Source organism: Glycomyces sp. NRRL B-16210 (genome assembly GCF_000719515.1).
Taxonomy (GTDB): Bacteria; Actinomycetota; Actinomycetes; order Mycobacteriales; family Micromonosporaceae; genus Glycomyces.
Genome location: NZ_JOGR01000003.1, coordinates 208,554 through 233,522, shown reverse-complemented (window position 1 = coordinate 233,522; position 24,969 = coordinate 208,554). Strand labels below are relative to the sequence as shown.

General features: G+C 71.6%; 26 protein-coding genes. 11 read left to right on the top strand and 15 right to left on the bottom strand.

The window, feature by feature from the left end:
- Window positions 1-23: 23 nt before the first annotated feature.
- The 4 genes from IF12_RS23785 to IF12_RS0105420 form a co-directional block, all read right to left on the bottom strand.
- Window positions 24-1,361, bottom strand: a complete 1,338-nt coding sequence (locus tag IF12_RS23785) for a hypothetical protein (protein ID WP_133884407.1) — start codon at window positions 1,359-1,361, stop codon at window positions 24-26.
- Window positions 1,362-1,772: 411 nt separating this feature from the next.
- Window positions 1,773-2,369, bottom strand: a complete 597-nt coding sequence (locus tag IF12_RS0105430) for a histidine phosphatase family protein (protein WP_030155448.1) — start codon at window positions 2,367-2,369, stop codon at window positions 1,773-1,775.
- A gap of 44 nt (window positions 2,370-2,413) precedes the next feature.
- A complete protein-coding gene (egtD, locus tag IF12_RS0105425; RefSeq protein ID WP_030155446.1) occupies window positions 2,414-3,394 on the bottom strand; it encodes an L-histidine N(alpha)-methyltransferase in 981 nt (326 codons plus the stop codon).
- A gap of 56 nt (window positions 3,395-3,450) precedes the next feature.
- Window positions 3,451-4,338 carry a carbohydrate kinase gene (locus IF12_RS0105420; protein WP_231492390.1) on the bottom strand — a complete coding sequence of 296 codons (888 nt, stop codon included), beginning with the start codon at window positions 4,336-4,338 and terminating at the stop codon, window positions 3,451-3,453.
- A gap of 267 nt (window positions 4,339-4,605) precedes the next feature.
- On the opposite strand from IF12_RS0105420, the gene IF12_RS23780 reads away from it, so the two are divergent.
- A complete protein-coding gene (locus tag IF12_RS23780; protein ID WP_051703997.1) occupies window positions 4,606-5,193 on the top strand; it encodes a DUF4245 family protein in 588 nt (195 codons plus the stop codon).
- Between the two features lie 4 nt (window positions 5,194-5,197).
- On the opposite strand, the gene IF12_RS0105405 is transcribed toward IF12_RS23780, so the two are convergent.
- On the bottom strand, window positions 5,198-5,401 hold the full coding sequence (locus IF12_RS0105405; RefSeq protein WP_030155438.1) for an exodeoxyribonuclease VII small subunit: 204 nt from the start codon (window positions 5,399-5,401) through the stop codon (window positions 5,198-5,200).
- Window positions 5,398-6,645, bottom strand: a complete 1,248-nt coding sequence (gene xseA / locus IF12_RS0105400; RefSeq protein WP_231492342.1) for an exodeoxyribonuclease VII large subunit — start codon at window positions 6,643-6,645, stop codon at window positions 5,398-5,400. Before xseA ends, IF12_RS0105405 begins: the two co-directional genes overlap by 4 nt.
- 56 nt (window positions 6,646-6,701) lie before the next feature.
- Here xseA and IF12_RS0105395 point away from each other — a divergent pair, with 56 nt between their 5' ends.
- The gene (locus IF12_RS0105395) at window positions 6,702-7,682 is read left to right on the top strand and encodes a 4-hydroxy-3-methylbut-2-enyl diphosphate reductase (protein WP_030155427.1); all 981 of its coding nucleotides are present in this window, start codon (window positions 6,702-6,704) and stop codon (window positions 7,680-7,682) included.
- Window positions 7,683-8,153: 471 nt separating this feature from the next.
- Here the strand turns inward: IF12_RS0105395 and IF12_RS0105390 are convergent, their stop codons facing one another.
- Window positions 8,154-9,293 carry a DNA recombination protein RmuC gene (locus tag IF12_RS0105390; RefSeq protein WP_030155425.1) on the bottom strand — a complete coding sequence of 380 codons (1,140 nt, stop codon included), beginning with the start codon at window positions 9,291-9,293 and terminating at the stop codon, window positions 8,154-8,156.
- Window positions 9,294-9,334: 41 nt separating this feature from the next.
- Here IF12_RS0105390 and IF12_RS0105385 point away from each other — a divergent pair, with 41 nt between their 5' ends.
- Together IF12_RS0105385 and IF12_RS0105380 are read left to right on the top strand one after the other, a co-directional pair.
- On the top strand, window positions 9,335-10,087 hold the full coding sequence (locus IF12_RS0105385) for a hypothetical protein (RefSeq protein WP_030155423.1): 753 nt from the start codon (window positions 9,335-9,337) through the stop codon (window positions 10,085-10,087).
- Between the two features lie 253 nt (window positions 10,088-10,340).
- Window positions 10,341-13,070, top strand: a complete 2,730-nt coding sequence (locus tag IF12_RS0105380; RefSeq protein ID WP_051703996.1) for a S8 family serine peptidase — start codon at window positions 10,341-10,343, stop codon at window positions 13,068-13,070.
- Window positions 13,071-13,122: 52 nt separating this feature from the next.
- Here IF12_RS0105380 and IF12_RS0105375 read toward each other — a convergent pair whose 3' ends face one another.
- Together IF12_RS0105375 and IF12_RS0105370 are read right to left on the bottom strand one after the other, a co-directional pair.
- Window positions 13,123-14,697 (bottom strand): D-aminoacylase, encoded by a 1,575-nt coding sequence (locus IF12_RS0105375; protein ID WP_030155418.1) that lies wholly within the window; start codon window positions 14,695-14,697, stop codon window positions 13,123-13,125.
- Between the two features lie 39 nt (window positions 14,698-14,736).
- Window positions 14,737-15,162, bottom strand: coding sequence for a RidA family protein (locus IF12_RS0105370; RefSeq protein ID WP_030155416.1), 426 nt, complete (start codon window positions 15,160-15,162; stop codon window positions 14,737-14,739).
- 35 nt (window positions 15,163-15,197) lie between these two features.
- Between IF12_RS0105370 and IF12_RS0105365 the strand changes: the two genes are divergently transcribed.
- The gene (locus IF12_RS0105365; protein WP_030155413.1) at window positions 15,198-16,397 is read left to right on the top strand and encodes a hypothetical protein; all 1,200 of its coding nucleotides are present in this window, start codon (window positions 15,198-15,200) and stop codon (window positions 16,395-16,397) included.
- A gap of 64 nt (window positions 16,398-16,461) precedes the next feature.
- Here IF12_RS0105365 and IF12_RS0105360 read toward each other — a convergent pair whose 3' ends face one another.
- Entirely contained in the window at window positions 16,462-16,893 is a 432-nt protein-coding gene (locus IF12_RS0105360; protein WP_051703995.1) for a (deoxy)nucleoside triphosphate pyrophosphohydrolase, read from the bottom strand.
- Between the two features lie 442 nt (window positions 16,894-17,335).
- On the opposite strand from IF12_RS0105360, the gene IF12_RS0105355 reads away from it, so the two are divergent.
- Window positions 17,336-17,692 carry a hypothetical protein gene (locus tag IF12_RS0105355; protein WP_051703994.1) on the top strand — a complete coding sequence of 119 codons (357 nt, stop codon included), beginning with the start codon at window positions 17,336-17,338 and terminating at the stop codon, window positions 17,690-17,692.
- A gap of 93 nt (window positions 17,693-17,785) precedes the next feature.
- Here the strand turns inward: IF12_RS0105355 and IF12_RS0105350 are convergent, their stop codons facing one another.
- Together IF12_RS0105350 and IF12_RS0105345 are read right to left on the bottom strand one after the other, a co-directional pair.
- Entirely contained in the window at window positions 17,786-18,481 is a 696-nt protein-coding gene (locus tag IF12_RS0105350; RefSeq protein ID WP_030155406.1) for a hypothetical protein, read from the bottom strand.
- A gap of 185 nt (window positions 18,482-18,666) precedes the next feature.
- On the bottom strand, window positions 18,667-19,593 hold the full coding sequence (locus IF12_RS0105345; protein ID WP_030155404.1) for an SDR family NAD(P)-dependent oxidoreductase: 927 nt from the start codon (window positions 19,591-19,593) through the stop codon (window positions 18,667-18,669).
- 83 nt (window positions 19,594-19,676) lie between these two features.
- On the opposite strand from IF12_RS0105345, the gene IF12_RS0105340 reads away from it, so the two are divergent.
- Complete coding sequence (locus tag IF12_RS0105340) at window positions 19,677-20,213, top strand: TetR/AcrR family transcriptional regulator (RefSeq protein ID WP_030155402.1); 537 nt, start codon at window positions 19,677-19,679, stop codon at window positions 20,211-20,213.
- 95 nt (window positions 20,214-20,308) lie between these two features.
- Here IF12_RS0105340 and IF12_RS0105335 read toward each other — a convergent pair whose 3' ends face one another.
- On the bottom strand, window positions 20,309-20,563 hold the full coding sequence (locus IF12_RS0105335; RefSeq protein ID WP_030155400.1) for a hypothetical protein: 255 nt from the start codon (window positions 20,561-20,563) through the stop codon (window positions 20,309-20,311).
- A 137-nt stretch (window positions 20,564-20,700) separates the two neighbouring features.
- Here IF12_RS0105335 and IF12_RS0105330 point away from each other — a divergent pair, with 137 nt between their 5' ends.
- Entirely contained in the window at window positions 20,701-21,369 is a 669-nt protein-coding gene (locus IF12_RS0105330; protein ID WP_030155398.1) for a hypothetical protein, read from the top strand.
- Window positions 21,370-21,416: 47 nt separating this feature from the next.
- Here IF12_RS0105330 and ychF read toward each other — a convergent pair whose 3' ends face one another.
- Entirely contained in the window at window positions 21,417-22,490 is a 1,074-nt protein-coding gene (gene ychF, locus IF12_RS0105325) for a redox-regulated ATPase YchF (RefSeq protein WP_030155395.1), read from the bottom strand.
- Between the two features lie 134 nt (window positions 22,491-22,624).
- Window positions 22,625-23,050: a hypothetical protein gene (locus tag IF12_RS0105320; RefSeq protein ID WP_030155393.1), complete on the bottom strand. Its 426-nt coding sequence runs from the start codon at window positions 23,048-23,050 to the stop codon at window positions 22,625-22,627.
- A gap of 125 nt (window positions 23,051-23,175) precedes the next feature.
- On the opposite strand from IF12_RS0105320, the gene IF12_RS0105315 reads away from it, so the two are divergent.
- The 3 genes from IF12_RS0105315 (at window position 23,176) to IF12_RS0105305 (ending at window position 24,785) form a co-directional block, all read left to right on the top strand.
- Window positions 23,176-23,763 carry a TetR/AcrR family transcriptional regulator gene (locus IF12_RS0105315; protein WP_030155391.1) on the top strand — a complete coding sequence of 196 codons (588 nt, stop codon included), beginning with the start codon at window positions 23,176-23,178 and terminating at the stop codon, window positions 23,761-23,763.
- Window positions 23,764-23,888: 125 nt separating this feature from the next.
- Window positions 23,889-24,332, top strand: coding sequence for a MarR family winged helix-turn-helix transcriptional regulator (locus IF12_RS26980; protein ID WP_030155387.1), 444 nt, complete (start codon window positions 23,889-23,891; stop codon window positions 24,330-24,332).
- Window positions 24,333-24,356: 24 nt separating this feature from the next.
- Entirely contained in the window at window positions 24,357-24,785 is a 429-nt protein-coding gene (locus tag IF12_RS0105305; protein WP_030155385.1) for an organic hydroperoxide resistance protein, read from the top strand.
- The last annotated feature ends 184 nt before the right edge of the window (window positions 24,786-24,969 follow it).

Sequence of the window (24,969 nt, the reverse complement as noted above, 5' to 3'; positions counted from 1 at the left end):
ATCGGGCGGGCCGAACCGCCCGATCAAGCCACGACGCCGATCGTCGCCGAGACCGTGCCCCCGGGACCGCGAAGCCGCAGCGAGGGCCCGAGGCGCGAATCCAGAAGCGCCGCAGGGACAACGTCGAGCAGACCCGCCCCGCAACGGATACCGAAGCGCACCCCGTCGCGGCCGACCGCGAGCGCCTCCTCCGCTCCGGTCCTGACGCTCACCAGCTTGCACTGCGTGTAGTCCGCGAACAACTCCTCCGCGACCGGCCCGACCTCGTCGGCTCGGTGCACTCGCGAATGCTCCAGGAACAGCTCGGCGTCGCCGCGGAGCCGCGAGTCGCGGCACTCGCCCGTGACGACCAGACGGCCCGGCCCGCGCGGATGCGAGGCCGGGTAACGGCTCCAGACGACCTCGTCGCCGTCGATCCGCAGGTCGCAATGCCACGCGTTCATCGGGCGACTCTCCGGAAGCCGCTCGGGCGGCGCCAGCAACTCCGGTTCGGTCTCCTCGGGGGACAAGCTGAGCAGTTCGTAGATCCGGTCCGTGATGCGCCGAGCTGGACCCGGCACCGGTTCCGACCACGCGGCGTCGAGATAACCGCGACGCCCGCAGGCCCCGCTCGACACCGCTTCGCGGATCTGCGAAACCGGGTCCTCCTCGCGGCGCAGCCACACGGCCTCCCGACCGAACGCCTCCTGCGGGCTTCCCGCGGCCATCTCCTCGAACCCGAACGCCGCCAACAGCACCGGCCTGCCCAGGTTCGCCGCGTAGAACGTCACCGAACCCGAATCGCCCACCACGCAGTCCGCCGCGATCAACGCCGCCCGCCAACCCTCCTCCGGCGGGATCATGATGAGCCCGTTCCGAAGCCGCGGCCGCAAGTACGCGAGCAGATTGCCGCCGTGGTCCGCGTCGATGTTCGGATGCGGGATGTACGCCACCGCGAACTCGTCCGCCGGCAGCCGCGACAGCAGATGCTCGGGCAGGGAACGGTCCACCGCGGTGAGCGAATACGGACCCCACGTGGACGAGACCACCACGAGCCTCTGGTGCGGCGCGACCCCGAGCGCCTCGCGGTACGCACGCCGCAGCGGGACACTGATACGCAACCGCTCCATGCACAGGTCGCCTGTCACCTCGGCCGCCGAGAGCGCCTCAGGGCAGTCGGCGGCGAGCTGCTCCACCGCGGCCGCGCCCGGCATCGCCATGAACGCGGGAAGCCGACCGCCCGGCCCGACTACCTGCTCGCGCGCCGTGCCAGCGGCGCCGGTCAGGCCGTCCAGGACGCGGTTGTACGTCGCGCCGTGGGGGATCAGCACCACCGGTGCGTTCGCCTCGTAGAGCTCGGGGTCGGCGCTGGCGGAGACCACCAGGTGGGGCCGCTCTTCAACGGCGACTTTCCATGGGACCAGCGGGATGCCGAGGTGCGGGGCGCGGCGCTCGGCGTGCCAGCGGCGGTCAGAGCCTTCGTTGAGGGTGTGGACGAGGCGAACGCGGTGGTCGAGGGCCAGGAGCGGGGCGAGGTCGAATCGGAGGCGGGCCAGGGACTGGAGGGTGCGTCCGGCGAGGACCACGGTCCGGCTGACGCCCAACGCACCGGGGTCCGGGGTCCGGGGTCCGGGGTCCGGGGTCCGGGGTCCGGGGTCCGGGTTGTGCGGCATCTTATCTTGTCAACCTTCGGATTCGGCTCATTGAACGACGTGTCGCGACGACTAGGTTAACGCGCGGTGAGACCGGATGGGGCCTAAGCGGTTCCGTCCGCCGCTCCATGAGACCGGCGCTCAGCGCGCCGGATTCGCGGCCGCCGCCGTGAGGTTCCACAAGGTGATCGCGTGGCCGCCGTGCTCGTAGCCGAGGGCCGCGATCGAGGCGGTGTCGATCGTGAAGTCGCGCCCGTCCCTCGCCGGCCGGCCCAGCCATCGCGCCGCCGCCACCCGCAGGCTGTGGCCGTGCGCCACGAACGCCACGTCGCCCCGGTCCAGCAGCGGCTCGGCCTCGGTGAGCGCCCGGTCGAGCCGCGCGGCGACCTCCTCGGCCGACTCGCCTTCGGGCCCTTTGCCGCCGTCGGTCCAGATCGACCAGTCCGGGTCGCTCCCCTGGATCTCCTCGGAGGTGCGGCCCTCGTAGTCGCCGTACGCCCATTCGGCCAGGTCGGGCAGGACCGCGGTGATCGCCAGCCCCGCCAGCTCCGCCGTCTCCAGGGCCCGGCGGCGCGGGCTCGACCAGACGGCGGTGAACTCGCGTCCCTCCAGCAGCGGACCGAGCGCCTTCGCCTGGGCCACACCGTTGTCGGTGAGTTCGAGGTCGGTGACCGAGGTGTGCCGGCCGGTCGCCGACCAGGTCGTCTCGCCGTGGCGGATGAGCACGATCTCTCCCATGCCGTCCACCCTAGTTCGGGACGGGGGCGGCCAGGTCCGATCGACTAGACCGCCTTGGCGAGGAACGCGCCCATGTAGTCGCGCTCGTCGGTCCAGCATCGCACCGGTTCGAACCCGGTCGCCTGGAGCTGGTCGTCCAGTTCGGCGCGGTGGAACTTCGTGGAGATGCCGGTGTGGATCTCCTCGCCGACGCTGAAACTGAGGTCGAGCCCGAGCCCCGCGACGTCCACCGACATCGGCTTCATCGCCCGCAGCCGCATGTCGACGGTGGCGGTGTCGTCGTCCCACAAGGCGATGTGCTCGAAGTTGTCCGGCTCGAAGTCGGCGTCGAGGCGGTGGTTGAGCTCGTACAGCACGTTCAGGTTGAACTCGGCGGTCACGCCCGCCGCGTCGTTGTAGGCGGCGAGGATGATCTCGGGGTCCTTGACGAGGTCGGCGCCGAGCAGGAACCAGTCGCCCGGCCGCAGCGCCTCGCGCAGGTCCCGCAGGAACTGGCCCCGCTCCATGCCGGTGAAGTTCCCGAAGGTCCCGCCGAGGAACGCCACCAACCGGGTGCCGTGGTCGTCGGGCAGGTGCGCGAGGTGGCGGGTGAAGTCGCCGACGATCCCGCCGAGGCGCGCGTCCGGGTAGGCGGTGGCGAGTTCGATCAGCACGTCCCGCACCTCCCCGGCGGCGACGTCGAAGGGCCAGAACCCTTCGAGGCGCCCGTCGCGGTCGAGCGCGCCGAGCAGCGGCCGGATCTTCTCGGCCCGGCCCGCGCCGAGCTCGATCACCGAGACCGGCTCGGCGCCGAGGGCCCGGGCGATCTCCTCGGCCCGGTCGCTGAGGATCGCCCGCTCGCTGCGGGTCTGGTAGTACTCGGGCTGGCGGGTGAGCTCGCCGAACAGGGCCGAGCCGCGCCCGCCGTAGTGCAGGCGCATCGGCAGGTACTTGGGGTGCGAGGTCAGGCCCCGCCGGGCGTCGAGGCGCAGCGCCGCGTCGAGGTCGGTCTCGTCGAGGCAGATCCGCAGTTCGGGAGCAGGCACCAGATGATCTTATGCCGCCGCGCGGCGAGTTACCGGCGCGTGAACGACGAGCCGGGTCACGGCGCGCCCGGGACGGTGCACGCGTGGGCGGCGAGCTGGCTCGCGTACCGCAGGGCCGCGGCGACCACGGTCCGGTTGCCCCAGGCGGCGAGGCGGTCGAGGCGCATCCAGCCCGCGGAGGTGAGCCAGCCCAGGAGCCCAGAGGTGAAGGCGTCGCCCGCGCCGATCGCGTCGACCAGGTCGACCTGCGGGGCCGCCATCTCGGTGACGTGGCCGCGGTGGAAGGCCACCGACCCGGCGTCGCCGAGGGTCACGACCACCAGTTGCGGCCCGGCGTCGAGCCAGTTGCGGGCGATCTCGTCCACGGCCTTGCCCGGGTAGAGCTGCGCCAGGTCGCGCTCGGAGACGCGCACGAGGTTCGCGAGGCCCACGAGCCGCTCGGTCCGCTCGCGGACCTCGGCGGGCTCGCCCATGGCGCTGAGGCGGATGTTCGGGTCGAACGAGACGGGGACGGCGCGGCGGGCGCGGTTGACCCAGTGCTCGATGGCGCGCGCCGACGGGTCGAGGTAGGCCGCGAGGGAACCGAAGTGGACGAGGTCCACCCGGGCCGGGTCGGGCTTGGGCAGGGCCCGGCCCTCCCACGCGAAGTCGGCGGTGCCGGTCGTCCAGTAGTCGTAATCGGCCCGGCCGTCCTCGTGCACGATCGCCAGGCCCAGGGTCGAGGGCAGGTCGGTGCGGTGGAGCCAGTCGCGGCGCACGCCCGCCGCGATGTGGCGGCGCCAGATCTGGCGCCCGAAGTGGTCGCCGCCGACCGCGCCGACGAGCGCGGTCGGGACGCCGCGCCGGGCGAGCGCGGCGGCGGTGTTCGCGGGGCCGCCGCCGCAGGTGGGCCGGAGCTGTCCGCCGGGGGCGGGGACGAGGTCGATGACGTTCTCGCCTGCCACGAGGATCAAGGGGGGCTCCTTCCGGTCGGGGCATGCCGCTGCGGTGAGGGTATTGCAAGCCCAGTTCGGGCGTGAAGTCGGATTCACGCCTGCGTGGGCAGGCGTGGGCGGAGCCGACCGGTTCGGGGCCGTCGCGGCCTCGGGCACGAGCCTCCGCGGACGGTCTCGCGGGCGGACTCGGCCGCGGCGGACCCGAGCCGCGCCTCGTGGGACACGCCCGGGCGGGCCGGTGCTCCCGCCCGGGCGCGGGTCGGCGACGATGGGGGCATGTCCACCGATGAGGTCAAGGTCGAACCCGGTCCCGCCGAGTCTGAAGCCCCCGCTGAAGCGCCCGCCGAGGCCGAGAAGCCCGCGCGCCCCAAGCAGCGGCGTATGCGCGACATGGCGTTCTCCATGGCGGTCCTGCTGGTGCCGCTCGGGCTGTTCTACTGGGGCTGGAGCTGGGTCGCGGCGGACCGGCAGGTCAGCGTGGTCGGCACGGCCGAGAACCAGGCCACCGCGGCGAGCCTGGGCCTGACCGTGATCGAGCCGGAGCTCTCCGAGGAGTGGAAGCCGATCTCGACCGCCCTCAACGTCGAAGGCGAGACGGTCACGCTGCGGACCGGCTGGTACTCGCCCGACGGCGACGGCCTCCAACTCGTGGAGACCAACGGCGCGATCGAGGACGTGAACGCGGACCTCACCGGGACCGGCACGCCCGTCGAGGCCTCGGGGATCGAATGGACCGCGTACCCGGTCGGCGCCGGCGAGGCCTGGGTAGCAGAACTCGACGGCGTGACCGTGATCCTGACCGCCGACGCCGACGGCGTGGACGAACTCCCCGAACTCGCCGCGGGCGTGGCCGAGGCCCTGTAGGCCGCTACTCCTCCGCGTCGGGCTCGGTGCGGGCCTTGAGCCGCTCCCTCGCGCCTTCGAGGTGCGACTGGCACAGGTCGGCCAGCGCCTCCCCGCGCTCCCAGAGCTTCAGCGACTCCTCCAGGGTCGCCCCGCCCGCTTCCAGGCGTTCGACCGTGGCCACCAGTTCCGCCCGGGCCGCCTCATAGCTCAACTGCTCGTCGCTCAACGTTCCTCCTGCTCGATCTTCTCGGTCACCGCGGCCTCCAGCGCCCCGGCCGCGAGGCGCACGCCGATGCGCTCGCCCGCCTCGGCCGCGTCCCGCAGCACCGCGCCGGACTCGGCGTCGGTGACGATCGCGTACCCGCGGTCGAGCGTCGACTGCGGCGACAGCGACCGCAGCCGCGCGCGCAGGTGCCCGAGTTCGTCGGTCGACCGCTCCAGGCGCGAGTGCACCTTCGAGCGCATCCGGTGGGTGAGGTTCGCGACCGCTTCGGCGCGGGCCTCCAGCATCGTCTCGGGCCGCGCCAGCACCGGGCGCGCCCGCGCCGCGGCCAGCGCGTCCGACTCCCTGGTGAGCATCGCGTGCAGCGCCTGGCGCAGCCGGGTGCGGCTGATGTTGAGGCCGCGCTGCTCCTCGGCGAGGTCGGGGACGACCTTCTTGCCGGCCTCGGTCGGCGTCGAGGCGCGCCAGTCGGCCACGTAGTCGAGGATCGGCGTGTCGGGCTCGTGCCCGATCGCGGAGACCACCGGGGTGACCGCTTCGGCGACGGCCCGGCACAGGGTCTCGTCCGAGAACGGCAGCAGGTCTTCCATGGAGCCGCCGCCGCGGGCGATGACGATGACCTCGACGTCGGGGTCGGCGTCGAGTTCGGCGAGGGCCGCGCAGACCTCCGTGACCGCTTTCGGGCCTTGGACGGCGACTTCGCGCACGGCGAACTCGGCCGACGGCAGCCGGGCCTGGGCGTTCTTGAGCACGTCGCGCATCGCGTCGGAGGCGCGCCCGGTGATGAGCCCGATCCGGTAGGGCAGGAACGGCAGCGGTTTCTTGCGCTCGGCCGCGAACAGGCCTTCGGCAGCGAGGAGCTTCTTGAGCCGCTCCAGGCGCGCGAGCAGCTCTCCGAGCCCGACCTGGCGGATCTCGCGCACGTGCAGCGAGAGCGAGCCGTTCTTGTCCCACCACTGGGCCTGGGCGCGGATGACGACCTGCGCGCCGTCCTTCAGCGGTGGCTCGCAGGCGGCGACGGCGCCGGTGAAGTCGACGACGCGCATCGAGACCTCGGCGGCCGGGTCGCGCAGCGTCAGGTAGACGGTGCGGCCGCGGTGGGAGATCTCGGTGATCTGCCCCTCGGTCCACACCTCGCCGAGGCGCGCGAGCCAGTCGCCGATCTTCTTGGACACCACGCGCAGGGGCCAGGGGTTCTCGGCGCTCATCGGAGCGCCCGGTCCGGTCTGCGCTGGAGCGTCGGTCACGTCGCCAGACTAACTGTCGGGTGTGACGAAACCGGGCGGCCGGTTACCATCGAGGCGTGGCAGACCCGAAGCGAGTGTTGTTGGCCAAGCCGCGCGGGTATTGCGCGGGCGTGGACCGAGCCGTGGAGACCGTCGAGAAGGCGCTGGAACTCTACGGGGCTCCCGTCTACGTGCGCAAGGAGATCGTGCACAACCGGCACGTCGTGGAGACGCTGGCCGGGAAGGGAGCGGTCTTCGTCGAGGAGAACGAGGAGGTGCCGCCGGGGTCGGTGGTGGTCTTCTCGGCGCACGGCGTGGCGCCGGAGGTGCACGACCAGGCCGACGAGCGCGGCCTCAAGGCGATCGACGCGACCTGCCCGCTGGTGACGAAGGTGCACCAGGAGGCGCGGCGGTTCGCGCGCGAGGACTACGACATCCTCCTCATCGGCCACGAGGGCCACGAGGAGGTCATCGGCACTTCCGGGGAGGCCCCCGAGCACATCCAGCTCGTGGACGGGCCCGACTCGGTCGACCAGGTCCAGATCCGCGACCCCGAGAAGGTCGTGTGGCTCTCGCAGACGACGCTGTCGGTGGACGAGACGATGACCACGGTCGAGCGGCTCAAGAAGCGCCTGCCGATGCTCCAGAACCCGCCGAGCGACGACATCTGCTACGCGACGCAGAACCGCCAGCAGGTCGTCAAGGACATCGCCGCCGACTGCGACGTGATGCTCGTGGTCGGCTCCACGAACTCGTCGAACTCGGTGCGGCTGGTGGAGGTCGCGGTGCAGCACGGCGCGAAGGCCGGGCACCTCATCGACTTCGCCCACGAGATCGAGGAGGAGTGGCTCGAGGGCGCGGAGACCGTGGGGCTCTCCTCGGGCGCGTCGGTGCCCGACAACCTGGTCCAGGACGTGCTCGCGCATTTGGCCGAGCGCGGTTTCACGAGCGTCGAGGAGTTCGAGCCGGTGACCGAGAAGCTGACCTTCTCGCTGCCGAGGGAACTGGTGAAGGACCTGAAGGCGGCCGAGAAGGCGAAGGCCGCGGCAGCGGGCTGAGGCCGGAAGCTGAAGCGCACGGTAGTGCGCTAAGAATCCGCCGGGGGTCGAGGTCCGGGCGCGGCCTGAAAAAGCCGCCAAGCGCTGAAGTCTGGGCGCGGCCTGAAAAACCGCGGAGGGCGGAAGCCTCCGCGCGGCCCGATCCGAGAACCGGCGGGCAGGGCGATGACCATACGCCCGCGGGCGGCGCGGAGCGCCGCCGCGCGGTCGCAGCCGCGAAGCCGGCGACACGCCAAGCCCGGTTCACGCTTTCGGGTGACATAACGGCTTCCGGGCCCGATTCTTGTCGTACCCGAGCGGGAAGGTTGCCGCTACGGTCCCCAGGGAGGGTGGGGGTTAGGGACGGTATAAAGCCTTAGGTGATCCGTGATCCGTGATCCGTGATCCGTGATCCGTGATCCGTGATCCGTGATCCGTGATCCGTGATCCGTGATCCGCTTTCGGGCCCTCCGCGCCACTCCCGGCGCCAGGTCACGGCTCCCGCAGTTCTGCCTCGTCCCATGTCGGCTTTCTCGCCGGGGTCACCACCGGGGCCGGCGACTCCGGGGCGTTCCCTGCCACCTCCAGCTCGCTGAACCGCCTCGCCGTCACCAGCAGCCGCGACTCCACGCTCGCCACCGCCGCGTTGTACGAACCCACCGCCGCTTCCAGCGACGCTCCAAGCCGCGAGAAGTGCCCCGCCACCGTGCCCAACCGCTCGTGCAGCTCCCGGCCCAACCGGTGCACCTCCTTGGCGTGCACCGCCAGCGCCTCCTGCCGCCACGTGTGCGCCACCGTCCGCAGCAGCGCCATCAGCGTCGCCGGCGAGGCCACCACCACGCCCCGCGCGAACGCGTCCTCCATCAGCGCCGGATCGCCCCGCAGCGCCGCGTCGAGGAACGCGTCCGCCGGCACGAACAGCACCACCATCTCCGGCGTGTCCTCGAACGCCCGCCAGTACTCCTTGCCCGCCAACGCCTCCACATGCCGCCGCAGGTGCTTCGCGTGCGCCCGCAGCGACTGGTCGCGCCCCACCTCGTCCTCCGACTCCAGCGCCTGCAAATACGCCTGCAACGGCGCCTTCGCATCCACTACCAGCGTGCGCCCGCCCGACAGCTTCACCACCAGGTCCGGGCGCACCCCGCGCCCGTCCACCACCCCGACCTGCTGCTCCGAGAAGTCGCAGTGCTCGACCATCCCCGCGGCCTCGACGATCCGCCGCAACTGCACCTCGCCCCACTGCCCCCGCACCTGCGGCGACCGCAGCGCCCCCAGCAGCCGGCCTGTCTGCTCCCGCAGATCCTCCGAGGTCTCCGCGACCCCCGACAACTGCACCCGCAACTGCGCGTACGCGTCCACCCGCGCACGCTCCACATCGCCCAGACGGGACTCGTAGCGCGCCAACGTCTCCGTGATCGGCGCCAGCACCTGCCCCACCGCAGCGCGCGAATGGTCCGTCGCCTCGTACGCGACCGTCCGCAGCGTCGACTCCAGCCGCTGCTCGTTGTCAGAGGCCGCCTCCAGCCGGGCCGTGGCCGCCGCCAATTCCGCCGCCTGCCGCGACCGCCCCGCGAACCAGCCGCCGAGACCCCCCGCCGCCAGGCACACCACCGCCAATAGGACCCACGTCATAGGGGCCAGTGTAGGCGCGCCGCCACGGGTAGGCTCGGACCATGGAGCTGTGGTTGACTCTGCTGGTGGTCGCTATCGCGGTCATCGCCTTCGTGGTCCGGTCCAATAAGAAGCGCGTCGAAGCCGAACTCGCCGACGCCGCCGCCGAAGCCCGCCGGCTGCACGAACGCCTAGGCGGCCAGACGATGAACCTCACCGCCCCCGGGGACAACCTCCCCGCCGGGCAGGCGCTCGCCGACGCGGGGGAGCGGTACACCGCCGCGGGCTCCCAGCTCGAATCGGCCGCCTCGATCCACCAGTACCGGCTCGCCGCCGAGACCGCGATCGAAGGCCTCCACTACGTGCGCGCCGCCCGGACCGCCATGGGCATCGACCCCGGCCCCGAGATCCCGACCCTGCGCGGCCAGACCCGCGTGGGCGCCCTGACCGAACCGGTCAGCGCCGAGGTCGAGGGCCGCTCCTACACCGGCTCCCCGGACCCCGACGACCAGAACCGCCACTACTACCCCGGCGGCAGAGTGGACGGACGCCCCGTGCCCGCCGGTTGGTACAACACCCCCTGGTGGAAGCCCGCGCTCGCCGGGGCGACCGGAGCGTTCGTCGGCCTCATGGTCTTCGACGCGATGCTCGCCCCCGCCTACGCCGGCGGCATGGTCGCGGGCGGCGACTACTCCGGCGGTGAAGGCGCCGAAGGCGACTTCGGCGGCTCCGAGACCGGCTTCGAATCCGGCGACTCCGGCGGCGACCTCGGCGGTGATTTCGGAGGCGGCGACTTCGGCGGCTTCGACTTCTGACCCGCTCCTGAACCACGCCTTACGAAGGGCTCCCTCCAATCGGAGGGAGCCCTTCGTCGTCCCTCAGACCCGGGGTCGAGGTTTTTTCATGCCGAGTTCGGGTCGGATGCAACCGAGCCGGGCCTTCAGTGCGTATCGAATTCGGGGCCCACAAAATGGGTTTATCCCCTACAACACGTCAATAGTCACCCAATTCCTTCCTCTAGGAGACCACCCCCGGCCCTTCGGGGCCACCCCCCAACAAGGAGAGTTCGTGACAGTTGCAAAGCGGCGCACGCGCCGCATTCTCGCCGCCGCCTTCGCCGGCGCGCTGGTCCCGGCGGCCGCCGCCTCGGGCGCCGCGGCCCAATCGGCCGACGCCGAAGTCCAAGCCCTCATCGCCGAGAAGGTCGATGTCGAGCTGGTCGCCGAGATCGACGACCAGGGCGACGCGGAGCTGTGGCTCCTGTTCGCCGGTTCCCCCGACTACAGCGCGGCGCTGGCCGCCGATTCCAAGGAGGAGAAGGGCGTCGCCGCCGTCGACGCCGCCAAGGCGTACGCCGAGGACTCGCAGGCCGAGGTCCTCGCCGCGCTCGACGCCGCCGGCGCCGACTACGAGTCCTTCTGGGGCGCTTCGGCGGTGAAGGTCGAAGGCGACGCGGACCTGCTCGCCGACCTGGTCGCCTTCGACGAGGTCGAGGCGGTCGTGGCCGCGCCCGAGTACGAGCTGATCGAGCCGATCACGCCCGGCGACAAGGACGCCGAAGGGTTCCAGACCTGGGGCACCGAGCAGGCGATCGAGCAGGCGGGCGTCCAATGGGGCGTCGCGGACGTCGGCGCGCCCGAGGTGTGGGAGGACGGCTTCACCGGCGAGGGCATCGTCGTGGCCAACATCGACACCGGCGTGCAGTACGACCACCCCGCGCTCGTGGAGCAGTACCGCGGCAACAACGGCGACGGGACCTTCACGCACGACTACAACTACTACGACATCCAGGGCGCCTGCGAGGACGGCGAGCCCTGCGACTTCGACGGCCACGGCACCCACACGATGGGCACCATGGTCGGCGCCGACGGCATCGGCGTGGCCCCGGGCGCGGAGTGGATCGCGGTCAACGGCTGCTGCCCCTCCACCGAGGCGCTGATCCTCTCGGCCGAGTGGCTCGCCGCCCCGACCGACTCCGAGGGCCGCAACCCGGACCCGCTCAAGGCCCCGCACGTCGTCAACAACTCCTGGGGCTCCTCGATCCCCGGTTACGACCCGATCTTCGCCGAGATCGTGGACCTGTGGCACGCCTCGGGGATCATCCCGGTCTTCGCGGCGGGCAACAACGGCCCGGCCTGCCTGACCATGAGCAGCCCCGGCGTGTACGAGAACGTGATCGCCGTGGGCGCCTTCGACGAGGACCACGCGATCGCGGAGTTCTCCTCGCGCGGGCACGGCCTCAACGGCACCCTCAAGCCCGACCTGTCGGCCCCCGGCGTCGACGTCCTCTCCGCCCTCCCCGGCGACGAGTACGGCACCGGCGACGGCACCTCCATGGCCACACCGCATGTGACCGGCGCGATCGCGCTGCTGCTCTCCGCGTCGCCCGCATTGGAGGGCGACTACGACGCGGTCTACGAGACGCTGGCCGGCACCGCGGTCGACACCGCCGACGACCAGTGCACCGGGGACGAGGAGGCCAACAACGTCTACGGGCACGGCCGCCTCAACGTCGAGGACGCCGTCGACCAAGCGCCGGCAGGGAAGTTCGGCGCGCTCTCGGGCGCGGTGACCGACCAGGACGGCGAGCCCGTCGCCGGCGCGCGCCTCGTGTTCGAGGGCGGCGTGGTCCGCGAGGCCACCACCGGGGCCGACGGCGCGTACGACTTCTCGCGCATCCCGGCCGGTCGCTACCACGTCACGGTCTCGAAGTTCCTGTACGGCACCGAGACCGGCGCCGTGCGCGTCAAGGACGACGGTGCGGCGGTCTTCGACGCCGCCCTGGTCAAGGGCGAGACGCAGACCGTCGAAGGCGCGGTGGTCGACGGCTCGGGCCACGGCTGGGCGCTCGACGCGAGGGTGAGCACCGCCGGAGGCGAGGCCACCGCGTTCACCGACCCGTTCACCGGCGCGTTCAGCCTGGAGATCCCCGCGACCGGCGACTGGCCGCTGACGGTCAAGCCCGCCTACCCGGGCTACCAGAGCGTCGTGGTCGACGCCGCCGACGCGGCGCTGATCGAAGTGCCGGTCACCCCCGAGTGCCAGGCGCCCGGCTACGGCTCCGACGTCTTCGACGAGCGCTTCGAGTCGCTGGCCCTCCCCGAGGGCTGGGAGGTCGTCGACCACGGCGAGGGCCAGGGCTGGATCTTCGACGACCCGCTCGGCTACGGCAACCTGACGCCCGGCTCGGGCGGCTTCGCGCAGGCCAACTCGGACGCGGAGGACCCGCAGCTGCACATCGACTCCGACCTGATCAGCCCGGTGATCGACCTGACGGCCGCCGACGACGCGACCCTGTCGTTCGCGAGCTTCTTCATCGACTTCGGGTTCGGCGCGGAGATCGAGGTGGCCGTCAGCACCGACGACGGCGAGACCTGGGAGCAGGTCTGGTACACCAACGAGGACCCCGAGGCGACGATCGAGACGGTCGACCTGTCGGACTGGGCCGACCAGAGCGAGGTGCGCCTCAAGTTCAACTTCGACGACAACGACACGTGGGCGTTCTGGTGGATGCTCGACGACGTGCGCATCGGCTGCGGTGAACTCGAAGGCGGCCTGGTGCGCGGCACCGTGACCGACGCGGCCGACGGCGCGCCGATCGCCGGGGCGCTGGTCACCGACCCGGCCACCGGCAACGTGGCCGTGACCGACCGCCAGGGCGCCTACGTGCTCTTCACCGACGCGGGGACCACCGAGCTGGCGGCGTCCGCCGAAGGCTGGGCCGACGGCGCCGCCGAGGCCGAAGTGGTGCTCGACGCCGTAGTGGGCGCGGACTTCGCCTTGGAGGCCGACGCCTGATCCGAATCCGGGTAAAGGGGCTCCCGCCGTTTCGGCGGGAGCCTCGTCCGCGTCAACGACCGGTGCGGCGGACCGACCTTCCCGCCACGGCACCGGTCCGGACGCCCTCTTCGATCGCCAAGGCGCCGTTGACGAACACGTACTCCACGCCCGCCGCCTGCCGGCGCGGCTCCGCGAAGGTCGACCGGGCGTCGACCGTCTCGGGGTCGAACAGCACCAGGTCGGCCGCGTAGCCGGCCTCGACCAGGCCCCTGTCCCGCAGGCCCAGCACCGCCGCGGGCCTGCCGCTCAGGTGCGCCACGCACTCCTCGACGCTCAAGAGCCCCAGCTCGCGTGTGTAGTGGCCGAGGTAGCGCGCGAACGAGCCCCAGGCCCGCGGGTGGATCTTGTCCCCGGCCAGCACGCCGTCGCTCGATCCGGTGTGGACGCCGTGGCGCATGATCGCCCGCACGTTCTCCTCGTTGCCCACGTGCATGAGGCACGCCGTGCCGAACTCGTCGCGCACGATCAGGTCCAGGAAGAACTCCGAGGCGCTCTGCGCCCCAGCGGCTTCGGCCACCCGTTTGCCGACCAGGCCCCGCAGTTCCGGGTGGTCGACTCCCGCGATCTCGATCTTCGACCAGTCCACCGGCACGCCGTTGGCGCCGTCGGTGCCGACCACGTCCAGCTCGTGCGCGATCCGCTCCCGTGTCGCCGCGTCCGCGAGCCTTTCCTCCAGGGCCCCATAGCCTCCGGCGACCGACCAGCTCGGCAGCAGCGCCGCGAGCATCGTCATCCCCGGCAGGTACGGGTAGGTGTCGAGGCTGATCGGCACGCCCTCGTCGAGCCCCTCGTCCACCAGTTTCAGCAGCTCGGCGGCCCGGCCCTCGTTGACCCCGTAGTTCAGCGTCGCGTGCGCCAGATGCAGCGCGCTGCCGGACTCGCGGCAGATCTGGATCATCTCCGCGTAGCCCTCCATCGCGCCGGCGCCGTAACTGCGCTGGTGCGGACCGAAATAGCCGCCGTACGAGGCGACCACGCTGCACAGCTCGATCAGTTCGGCCGTGTCCGCGTACATCCCCGGCGCGTAGCTGAGCCCCGCCGAGAGCCCGAACGCCCCCTCTTCCATGCCTTGGGCCACATGGGCTTTCATGACCTCCAGCTCGGCGGGCGTCGGCGGCCGGTCCTCCCAGCCCATCGCGAGCATCCGCACCGTGCCGTGGGGGACGAGGTAGGCGACGTTCGTGGGCGTGCCGCGGTCGACCCGGTCGAGGTACTCGCCGACCGTGCGCCAGTCGTAGTCGACGTCGAGCCGCCCGTTCCAGGCCGCGATCGCCTCCCACATCTGCGGCGCGGTCGCCTCGTCCACCGGCGCGTACGAGAGCCCGTCCTGGCCGAGCACCTCGAGGGTGCACCCCTGGCCCAGCTTCGCGAGGTGCTCGCGGTCGGCGAGCACGGCGAGCTCGGAGTGGGCGTGCATGTCGATGAACCCGGGCGCGAGGACCAGGCCCCCGGCGTCGATGACCCGGTCTCCGTCGAGGTCTTCGCCGAGGGCGGCGATGCGGCCGTTCGCGAGGCCGACATCGGCGCGGAACCTCGGCGAGCCGGTCCCGTCGGCGACCTCGGCACCCCGGATCACGAAGTCCAATGCAGCCACTCGACGCCCTCTCTCACCCGGCACGAAGCGTCAGTCTACGCAGGCCAGGGCGTCGATCTCCACCAGCATCTCGGCCCTCGGGAGGGTGCAGATCACCGTCGTCCGCGCCGGGAACGGGACGCCTGCGGGGACTTTCTCGTCGAGGAACGCGCCGTAGACCTCGTTCATCGCCGCGAAGTCCTCCCGGTCGGCGAGGTAGACGCGCAGCATCATGACGTCGCCCATCGTCGCGCCGCCCGCCTCCAGGATCGCCGCGACGTTCTCCAGCGTCCGGCGGGTCTGGGCCCGCACGTCGCCGAGGTGCAGGTACTCGCCGGTGGCCGGGTCCACCGGACCCTGCCCGGACACGGTCAGCATGGGGCCCTTGCGAACTCCCTGCGGAAAGGCGTGGGCGGGGGCCGGAGCGGCCTCGGTGCGGATCGCGGTCTTCGGCGTCGTCTCGGAAGGTACAGTCATATTGTAAAGATACATTCCAATTAAGGGCGGCGACCATGGACGACACCCGGCTGCGGGCCCTGCGCGAGGAACCGCTCGACTGGAGACACAAGTCCCTCCCCGCCGCGGCGCACGGCCGGACCCTCGCCGACTGGCTCCGCGACCGGCCCCAGGTCACCGATCTGGAGACCCCCGCCGTCGTCCTCGACGCCGAGGCCCTCGACCACAACCTCCACGCCATGGCCGCCTGGTGCGCCGCGCGCGGCCTCGCGCTCGCACCCCACGGCAAGGCCACCATGGCCCCGCAGCTGTGGCAGCGCCAGCTCGACGCCGGGGCCGTCGGCGTCACCGTCGCGAACGCCTTCCAAGCAGGCGTGGCCCGGCACTTCGGCGTGCCGCGGATCCTCATCGCCAACCAGGTCGCCGATCCCGCCTCGCTCGCGCGCATCGCCGCCTGGGCCGTGTCCGGCACCAGCATCGCCCTCTTCGCCGACTCGCGCGCAGCGGTCGAACAACTCGCGGCGGTCGCCACCGCGCCCGTGGACGTGCTCGTGGAACTCGGCGCGGACGGCGGCCGGGCCGGGGCCCGCGGCATCGCCGCCGCGCTCGAAATCGCCGAGGCGGTCGAGGCCGCCCCGAACCTGCACCTCGCGGGCGTCGCCGGATACGAAGGCGCGGTCACCGCCGGAACCGACGCCGCCGCGATCGACGCAGTAGACGCCTACCTCGGCGACCTCGCGACTCTCTTCGCGGCCTTGGACTTCGCTACCGATCGTCCCGTCGTCTCGGCCGGCGGCAGCGCCTACTTCGACCGAGTCGCGGCCGTCCTCGGACCGCTCGCCCCGGCAGCGGAGATCGTGCTCCGCTCCGGGTCCTACCTGGTCCACGACCACGGCTGCTACGCGCGCTGGACCCCCGCCGCCCGCGGCGGCGACGGCCCCGAGCTGCGGCCCGCCCTGACCGCGCGCTCCCGCGTGCTCTCGCGCCCCGAACCGGGCCTCGCGATCCTCGACGCGGGCCGGCGCGACCTCCCCTTCGACCAGGACCTGCCGATCCCGCTGGGACTCGACGGGGCCGTGTGCCCGCAGATCAGCGACCAGCACCTGTTCCTCACCGGCGCGCCCGAAGACCTCGCGGTCGGCGACGTGGTCCGCCTCGGCCTGTCGCACCCGTGCACGAGCTTCGACAAGTGGCGGCTCATCCCGGTCGCCGACGCGGACGGCGTCCTGGTCGACGCGGTGCGGACCTTTTTCTAGGAGGGCTCGGCGCAGTGGTCGACGCGCAGACCGGCGACCGCGTCCGGGCCTTCGGCCCGCAAACTCAGTCCCGCAGCAGCGCCCGCAGGGTCTCCACCGCGGGCCGGTTGCCCGGCAGCCACGGCACCGAGTCGAGTTCGTCCGGGCCGAGCCAGCGCAGTTCGGCGTGCTCCTTCGCGTGCGGTTCGCCGCTCACGAGCCGCGCGAAGTAGACCCGCAGCAGGAACCGGCCGCCGCCGGTGACGAGGTCGCCGCCGACGCGGGAGCCGACCTCGATATTGACGCCGAGCTCCTCGCGGCATTCGCGGCGCAGCGCCTCCGCTTCGGTCTCGCCCGGTTCGAGCTTGCCGCCGGGGAACTCCCAGAGCCCGGCGAGTTCGGGCGGGTAGGCGCGGGCCGCGGCGAGCACTTCCCGGCCCTCGCGGATCGCGGCGCCGACGACGACGCGCCGCCCGTCCGCCTCCGTGCCGGCTTCGACCGTGCTTCCCTCAGTCACGGCCGGAGTCTATCGACGCGGCCACGGCCGCTCGCCGCTCATGGCCGCTCTGGGCCGCCGATGCCGGAATGAAGGCCTTTCGTTATCTTTCGCAGGGGAGATAACGATCGGTGAGCAACTCTGAGCATCCCGTGTCTCATACGTTCGGACGATATTGCATGGACCAATTGGTCAGGAATCGTGTCTGTCAGCACAAAAGCAGGCAAGAACTGCCCCATGAAGTCCGTGATTCCCGATTAATCCCATTTGCCGTGCTGGACAGAAGCTGAGCGACGCGGAAGACTCGGTTCAGAAATGATAAAGATCCGGCGACAATTCAGACACGAACGCCCCCCGTGTCCGTCGGAGCCGAATCAAACCAACCTTACTGATCGGCCGACGCCCTGCTCCGGCAGGGTTTCGCGACTGCGAACACGGCCAGGACGAATGGCGACGGTGCCATATGGGGAGAACGGAGCAAGACGACAACGTGCTGCTGGACGCACTGAGGGAGCTCAACGGTTGGGTCGCGGACGGCGGCCGCCTCACGCGCTCGCTGCCGCTCGACGACTCCCAGCACGCGGAGCTCGCCGAGCAGATCAAGATCTTCGCGGACACCCTCGGCGTCAGGCCGGACGTGTCGCGCAGCGAGGAGGCGACGCTCATCGTCCTCGCCCGTGAGGGCGGGTTCAGCCTCACCGACGTGACCTTCGCCGGGCGCGTCGAGACCGCGTACATCACCATCGCCGGGGAACTCGCGGCCCGGGAGGACTCGCACCTCTCACGGGGCCGCTTCCGCTGGCTCAGGCGCGGCGAATAGCCGAGTAGAGACCGACGGCGGATCGCCGGGACCCCACCTCCCGACGATCCGCCGCAGCCGTGCCCGCCTTCCCCGCCGAGGGGCCCGGCCCGCTCAATCGGCCCGAGGGACGAAGTCCGACCGGCCCTCCCAGGACCCGTGCTCGGACACCGGCCGGAATCGCAGGGTCGTGAACTCGTGGTGGAAGTCCCGCCGCTCCCGTTCGGCCATCGCCTCGCTGTGTCGGCGCGCGCCGTCGCCTTCGCCCCGCCCGAAGACCATGCCCGTCATCGCGCGGGCGCTGGTCCAGACCGAGAAGGTGGAGATCGAGCGGGGCGGCCGCATCGCCGCGAGCGCCAGCGTGGTCTCGGGGTGGTCGCGCACCTGGCGTTCGACCGGCCTGCCCCAGTGGAGGAACCGCGGCAGCTCGGGCAGGCGCATCCGGGCGAGCGTCACCGCGACCGCGGGCGCGTCGAGTACCGTCCGCTCGGCTTTGAGAGGCAGGTGGGCCAGTTCCCGGACCTCGCCCCAGCGCCGCTGGAACGCGAGCCGCACATGCCAACCGCCGTCGAGCCTGCGGCCGAACCGGTGCTGCGCGAGGAACGCTTCGAGCGCCTCCTCGTCGGCCCACTCGGCGAACACCGCGAGGCGGCGGATCTGCATGCGGTCCGGCGACACCACCGGCGCGCCCAACCGCATGCCGGCGAGCACTTCGAGGTGGCGCAGCCCCGGCGCCGACGGCGGGCGCAGGAGCGCGCCGGCCGCCTCGCGCACCGGTACCCGCGCGAGGTGGAACGAGTGGATGCTCATAGATGCGATCCAACCCGAGCACCCGCGCGAACGCCAACCGGGGGACCCGCCGTCCTCGCACACGGCGTCTACGAGGACGCAGGTGCACCGGGTGACCAGTGCTCGCATACGGCGCAGCGCAGCACGAGACCCGGCGCTCGAATGCGGTCATGGCCCCGCGCGGCCGGCGGCGCGGGGCCGACCGCCTAGGAACGAGCGACGCTCAGGTGCACACCGGCGAGTTCCTCCAGCCCGGTCCAGATCCGCTCCGCGACCTCCGGACTCGGGGCGCTCGTGTGCCGCGAGGGGGTCAGACGGATCGGGAGCCCGGCGACCTTCTTCGGTCCGTAGAACTCGCCGCCGACCACGTCCGGGTCCGCGAGCGCGCGCACGCCCGACCACGCGGCCGCGTCCTTCCCCTGCGCCCATGGCGTGTACGGGTTGCGCCGGTAGGCGACGGTCGAGTCCCGGATCCCCGGGCGCTGCGGGGTCTTGGCGTCGACGCCGACACCGGGCCGCGTGACGACGGAGGCGATCGGGAGGCCGGCGGCACGGACGCGGCGGTCGAGTTCGTAGGCGAACACTTCGGTGAGCGTCTTCGCCCTGATGTAGGCGCCGATGCCGGTGCGCGACGTGGCGCGGGCGTCTGCCACTTCCGTGCGGAACTGCTGGACGAACCCGGTGGAGGCGTGGACGATCCTGAGCGGGTCACGGTCCGCCGACGTGCGCGCGGCGAGGAGTCCCGCGACGAGGGCGACGTTGGCGACCGTGTGCGCCCCGGTCATCAGCGGCAGGCCGTCCTGTGTCCGCGCCCGCGCGGAGAGGTTCATCGGGCCGCCGTTGAGGAAGACGCCGTCCAGTCGTGGCAGTGCCGCAAGCTGTTCGGCTCCCTCGCGGACCGAGGCCAGGGACGTCAGGTCGAAGGCGACTGATCCGGTGACCGCCTGCGGCACCTGTCCGCGGATCGCCGCTGCGGCCGCTTCGATCTTCCGCGCCGACCGGGACGCGAGGATCACCTCCGCGCCGGCCGAGGCGAGCTGCTCGGCGGCGAAATAGCCGATGCCGCCGGTCGCGCCGGTCACGGCGTAGACGCGACCGGTCAGGTCGGGCAGGTGTGCGGGGTCCCAGTTCATGAGCCACTCCTTGATATGGATTACTTATCCGTTTCAGCGTAGCTTGAAACGGATGAAGCATCCACATCGTGTAGGCTGTCGTCATGCCCACGCTCCGATCGGACGCGGCGCGCTCGCGCGCCAGGATCCTCGACGCCGCACGCCGGCAGCCGATCACCGAGCTGCGGTTGAACGATCTGGCCCGAGAGGCGGGCGTCGGCGTCGCCACCGTCTACCGCCACTTCCCGACGGTGACGGCCCTGGTCGAAGCGCTCACCATCGAGGCCCTCGAACAGCTTGTGGACGAGGCCCGAACCGCCGCTGCGGATCCCGATCCGGCTCTTGCGTTCACGCGGCTCGTGCGGAGCACGGCCACCCGCCAGCTCGAGCATCAGGGCCTCCAGACCGTGCTGCTCTCGGACGAGGTCTCGAGCGCGGCGCGCGGCCTCCGCGACGAGCTCTTCGACCTCGCGCAGACGGTGCTTACGAACGCGATCACCGCGGGAGCCGTGCGTCCCGACCTCTCGCTCGACCAGGTCCAGCGCCTCGTCTGCGGAGTCGAGCACGCCGTGCGGCTCGGAGACGGCAGCGACCGGGACCTCCTGCTCGACGTGGTCGTGTCGGGGCTGTCCCTGCCTTAGCTGGTGTTCACGAACTCCTGACGGCCGTAATGCTCGCTCGCCGCGTTCGCGCGAACCGGGGCCCGCCGCCCATGCGGCGTCCGGTCCGCGCCGATTCAGCCGTCGAACCCGTCCCGTACGGTCTGCCATTGCTCCCAGCACCGTTCCGGGTCGAGGTCGGCGTAGCCCCGCTGGTCCGCCATGAGCGCCGCCACCGAACGCGGCATCCGAATGCAGGTCGCCCCGTCGCGCAGGTCGAGGACCTCTTCCTCGGTGAGGGGACCGCCCTTCGAGCGCTCGGCCGCCAGCAGGAGCGCGATGAGCGGCGGCGAGAATTCGAGAACGAGATCGTCATCGCCGGTCGTGGTCATAGCCGACATCATAGGCCGAAGCGCCACACCAGCACCTTCCACGCTCCGAGGGCCCGCCTCCACACCGAACGATCTGAGCCGTCCGGGCTCGCAGCAGTCGGACTCCGCGGCCTCCGCGCGTGGCTAGGATTGCCGGCATGTCCTCCGGATGGAAGCAGAAGCGCGCCGCTCGGCGGCTGAAGCCTGGAGACGGCCACGGCCTCAAGCCGTACCGGTGGTGGCAGCCGTTCTCGCGCACGCTGTTCCACCTGCACCTCAAGGACGAGAACGGCGAGCGCCAGATCTGGTCCGTGGACGTCCGCCTCGGCGGCGACGCGGACGGCGAGGTCCGGGCGAAGCTCTACCGCGACGGCCGCAACCACGCCAGCTCCAAGCTCCCCGCCGCGTTCTCGGTGCCCGGCGGCACCGTCGAGGTCGTCGCCAGCGACTTCGGACTCAAGCGCTGCCACTACGTGACCGAGGACGGCGTCTCGCATCAGCTCGCGCCGGACCCGGCCTCGGCCGAAGGCCTGCGCGCCCGCCTGGAGCGTGCGCATCCGGCAGTCGGCCGCGCCATCGGGTTCGTGTCCGTCGGCGTTCTCGTCGTCGCGCTGGTCCTCGGCGTGCCGCAGATCGTCGAGCAGATCAGCCGGATCCCGCCGGTGGCCGAGAACCTCGGCTCCTACACCTCGCCGTTCCAGTTCCCCGCGTGGTTCAACGTGACGCTCATGGTGGCCGCGCTCGTGGCGAGCACCGAGCGCGCGCTGCGCCTGCGCTACAGCAGGCTGCTCGACGGCGGCGGAGGACTGTTCGACGGCACGGCGTAGCCGCAGGCGAGCCTCGCCGAAGCGGCCCTACCGGCCGAAGCCGACCATCACACGTTGAAGCGGAACTCGACCACGTCGCCGTCGCTCATGACGTAGTCCTTGCCTTCCATGCGGACCTTCCCCGCGGCCTTGGCCGCCTGCATGGTCCCCGCCTCCATGAGGTCGTCGAAGGAGACGATCTCGGCCTTGATGAAGCCGCGCTGGAAGTCGGTGTGGATCTCCCCGGCCGCCTCGGGTGCGGTCGCGCCCTGCTTGATCGTCCAGGCCCGCGACTCCTTCGGCCCGGCCGTCAGGTACGTCTGGAGGCCCAGGGTCGCGAAGCCGACGCTCGCGAGGCGGTCGAGGCCCGGCTCGGTCTGCCCGGTCGACTCGAGCAGCTCCAGGGCCTCCTCCTCGTCCAGGTCGATCAGCTCGGACTCGAACTTCGCGTCGAGGATGACCGCCTGCGCCGGGGCCACCAGCGCGCGCAGCTTCGCGGCCAGCTCCTCGTCGGCGACCTGGCCCTCATCGACGTTGAACACGTAGATGAACGGCTTGGCGGTGAGCAGGTGCAGGTCGTAGAGCAGCTCGGTGTCGAGCCCGGCCGCGAAGATGGTCCGGCCGCCGTCGAGCACCTCCTGCGCGGTCTTGACGGCGTCGAGCTTGGCGCGGGCGTCCTTGTTCATGCGCGCCTCGCGCTCCAGGCGCTTGAGGGCGTTCTCGACGGTCTGGAGGTCGGCGAGGATCAGCTCGGTGTTGATCGTCTCGATGTCGTCCACGGGCGAGACCTTGCCGTCCACGTGGGTGACGTTGCCGTCCTCGAAGACCCGCACGACCTGGGCGATCGCGGAGGTCTCGCGGATGTTGGAGAGGAACTGGTTGCCCTTGCCGGCGCCTTCGGAGGCCCCCTTGACGAGCCCGGCGATGTCCACGAACGTGACCGTGGCCGGCAGGATCTTCTCCGAGCCGTAGATCTCGGCCAGCTTCGGGAGCCGCGCGTCGGGGACGGCCACGACGCCGACGTTGGGCTCGATGGTCGCGAACGGATAGTTCGCCGCGAGGATGTCCGAGCGGGTCAGCGCGTTGAACAGCGTGCTCTTGCCGACGTTGGGCAGGCCGACGATACCGATGCTGAGTTTCACGAGGATCAAGTCTAGGCGGCCCCGCCCCGGCGGGGTGCGGCGCGACCTCCGATGGAGTGGGCGCCCACCCCCGGCCGCGGGTGTCGGGCGGCTGGGTGTGAGGCAGCCGGGTGCGGGCGCCCACGTTCGAGGGCCTATCCGGCGGTCAGCAGGCCGATGCCGAGGGTCAGGCTTCCGGCCGCGAGGCTCGCGGCGCCGACGTAGAGCAGCGCGATGGCCTTGTTCGGCGCGGTGCGGTCCTTGCCGGCCATCGCGGCGAAGAACCCGCCGGACATGAGGATCGCGGCGGCCGGGATCGCGGCGCGGGCGACCCAGCCCCAGAACCCGGTCAGGCCGCTCGCGTCGGCCAGGACCAGCGCGACGAGGCTGAGGATCACGAGCACGCCGGCGTGGGCGTGCCCGGCGCGGGAGAAGGACTTCTGGAAGTCGGTGAGCGGCACGCCGCCGGAGGCGACGCGCACCAGGAAGGTGCCGCCGAACTCGATGGTGACGATGGTGAGCAGCACGACGCCGGCGAGGATGCGCGAGGCGTCGCTGAGGGCGATGGCGGTTTCGAACATTCGGGTTTCCTCATTCCAGTGGGTCTGGAACTCAACCTACGCAGCAGTCTTGACAATGTCAAGTTAGAAGCGGATCGCCTGGATGTGGTGATTGACACTGTCAAGATCCGCGCTACAGTGGTCCCGTGACCGATCGCTACCACCACGGCGACCTCCGCCGCGCCCTCATCGACGCGGCCGTCGAGGCCGTCGGCGAGGCCGGGCCGAGCGCCCTGAGCCTGCGCGCCGTCGCCAAGCGCGCCGGCGTCTCCCACGCCGCCCCGGCCCACCACTTCGGCGACAAGGCCGGGCTCCTGACCGCCGTCGCCGCCGAGGGCTTCGACCGCTTCGCCGACGCCCTCGACCTGGCCTGGAAGGACACGGGGGACTTCATCGACGTCGGCGCCGCCTACGTGCGCTTCGCCATCGACCACCGACCCTATTTCGAGACGATGTTCCGACCCGAACTGCTCCACGGCGACGACCCCGAACTGCGACGGGCCTCCGATCGCGCCGCCGCGGCCCTCCACCGCGGCTCGGGCGTGCCGGAACCGGGCGAGTCCCCGGGCTTCAACGCGGGCGCCCTCGCGTCCTGGTCGCTCGTCCACGGCTTCGCCGAACTCCTCATGGCCGGGAACTTCCCGCCGGCGGTGCGGGCCGATCCGGAGGCGGCGCTGCGGGAGGTCGCGCGCCACCTCCGCTTCGACCGGACGCCGAAGCACCCGGAGCCGTAAGGCCCCGGCCGCTCGGCGCTCCGCGGCCGCCGAGTCGAAGCGGATGGCGCGCCGGATCGAGCGAGTAGGGCCCGTCACACGCATTTTGATTGTGCGCAACTTAATTGCGCGCTATCGTTATCTGCATGGAGACGACACCGAGGATCGGCGAGCTGGCCTGCTTCGCGCTGTACACCGCTTCGCGGGCGGTCATCGGCCTCTACCGGCCGGTGCTCGACCGGCTCGGCCTGACCTACCCGCAGTTCCTGGTCCTCATGGCGCTGTGGGAGCAGGACGGTCGCACCGTCTCCGCGCTCGGCGACGCCCTGCAACTCGACTCCGGGACCCTCTCTCCGCTGCTGAAGCGGCTGGAGGCGGCCGGGTTCGTGGAGCGGCGGCGCGAGTTCGGCGACGAGCGGCGCGTCACCGTGCACCTCACCGAGGCCGGCGCCGCGCTCGAACGCGAGGGATGCGCGGTCACCGAGGTGGTCGGCACCGCCGCGGGTATGCCCTTGGAGGAGCTGCTCGCGCTGCGCGACAAGCTCAACGAGTTCACCGAATCGGTCATACGGCACCGCGCCGCGCGATAGCGGCGTCAAGGAGAAGGAGACATCATGGAAGCCCTGTACACCGCACACGCCAAGTCCTCCGGCGCCGGTCGCGACGGCCACGTCGCCACCGACGACGGGCTCGTCGAGCTCGACCTGGCCGTCCAGAAGGAGCTCGGCGGCCCCGGCGGGAAGGCCAACCCCGAGCAGCTGTTCGCCGCCGGATACGCGGCCTGTTTCCACAGCGCGCTCCAGGCGGTCGCCCGCGCCGCGAAGGTCGACCTCGGCGCCTCAACCGTGGAGGCCAGCGTCGGGATCGGCAAGGAGGGCGAGGGCTTCGGCCTCAACGCGATCCTGGAGGTCGCGACCCCGGGTGCGTCCCGCGAGGTCGCGGAGGGCCTGGTCGCCAAGGCGCACCAGGTCTGCCCGTACTCGAACGCGACCCGCGGCAACATCGTGGTCGAGATCGACCTGGTCGACACCGCCGCCGAGTGAACCGCACGTGCGCTGCGGGGCGGGACATCGCATTGCGATGTCCCGCCCCGCAGCCTTGTATACGTCAGTGCCGCCGGTACCGGCGTCGAAGGTGAATGCGGGTGTTCCCGGCGTCAGCCTTCAAAACGGACATTCGCAGCACCCCTGACAACAACCCTGCCTCAAGGGTCCGACAGTTCCGGTC

Coding starts and splice junctions, on each gene's coding strand:
- IF12_RS0105430 (WP_030155448.1), bottom strand. CDS start 2,369: ATGGGAGAGATCGTGCTCATCCGCCACGGCGAGACGACCTGGTCGGCG.
- IF12_RS23780 (WP_051703997.1), top strand. CDS start 4,606: ATGTCCACCGATGAGGTCAAGGTCGAACCCGGTCCCGCCGAGTCTGAA.
- IF12_RS0105390 (WP_030155425.1), bottom strand. CDS start 9,293: ATGACGTGGGTCCTATTGGCGGTGGTGTGCCTGGCGGCGGGGGGTCTC.
- IF12_RS0105385 (WP_030155423.1), top strand. CDS start 9,335: ATGGAGCTGTGGTTGACTCTGCTGGTGGTCGCTATCGCGGTCATCGCC.
- IF12_RS0105370 (WP_030155416.1), bottom strand. CDS start 15,162: ATGACTGTACCTTCCGAGACGACGCCGAAGACCGCGATCCGCACCGAG.
- IF12_RS0105365 (WP_030155413.1), top strand. CDS start 15,198: ATGGACGACACCCGGCTGCGGGCCCTGCGCGAGGAACCGCTCGACTGG.
- IF12_RS0105355 (WP_051703994.1), top strand. CDS start 17,336: ATGGGGAGAACGGAGCAAGACGACAACGTGCTGCTGGACGCACTGAGG.
- IF12_RS0105350 (WP_030155406.1), bottom strand. CDS start 18,481: ATGAGCATCCACTCGTTCCACCTCGCGCGGGTACCGGTGCGCGAGGCG.
- IF12_RS0105345 (WP_030155404.1), bottom strand. CDS start 19,593: ATGAACTGGGACCCCGCACACCTGCCCGACCTGACCGGTCGCGTCTAC.
- IF12_RS0105340 (WP_030155402.1), top strand. CDS start 19,677: ATGCCCACGCTCCGATCGGACGCGGCGCGCTCGCGCGCCAGGATCCTC.
- IF12_RS0105335 (WP_030155400.1), bottom strand. CDS start 20,563: ATGACCACGACCGGCGATGACGATCTCGTTCTCGAATTCTCGCCGCCG.
- IF12_RS0105330 (WP_030155398.1), top strand. CDS start 20,701: ATGTCCTCCGGATGGAAGCAGAAGCGCGCCGCTCGGCGGCTGAAGCCT.
- IF12_RS0105320 (WP_030155393.1), bottom strand. CDS start 23,050: ATGTTCGAAACCGCCATCGCCCTCAGCGACGCCTCGCGCATCCTCGCC.
- IF12_RS26980 (WP_030155387.1), top strand. CDS start 23,889: ATGGAGACGACACCGAGGATCGGCGAGCTGGCCTGCTTCGCGCTGTAC.
- IF12_RS0105305 (WP_030155385.1), top strand. CDS start 24,357: ATGGAAGCCCTGTACACCGCACACGCCAAGTCCTCCGGCGCCGGTCGC.